Annotated in this window: 1 protein-coding gene; it reads left to right on the top strand. The window is 66.6% G+C overall.

Annotated features, from left to right (window positions below):
- A partial coding sequence (locus AC0L20_RS40225; RefSeq protein ID WP_473295705.1) for an MBL fold metallo-hydrolase occupies positions 1 to 359 on the top strand: 359 nt, incomplete at both ends.

Raw genomic sequence — 359 nt, 5'->3', positions numbered from 1 at the left:
CCTGCCCCAACCTGCGTTTCACGCCACTGCCGCTGCGCAGCGCCGCACCGCCCTACTCGCCACATCGTTTCGACCCGCATCCCGGCGACAACATCGGCCTGATTGTCGAAGACCTGCGCACCGGCGGCAAACTGTTCTATGCCCCGGGCCTGGGCAAGGTCGATGCGCCGCTGTTGGACATCATGGCCGGCAGCGACTGCCTGCTGGTGGACGGCACGATGTGGGACGACGACGAAATGCAGCGCCGTGGCGTTGGCACCCGCACCGGCCGCGAGATGGGCCACCTGGCGCAGAACGGCCCCGGCGGCATGCTCGAAGTGCTCGAACAGTTGCCAAAGCAGCGCAAAGTGCTTATCCAC

This window comes from Bradyrhizobium sp. Kon58 (assembly GCF_055807455.1).
This window is presented reverse-complemented; position numbering and strand designations above follow the sequence as displayed.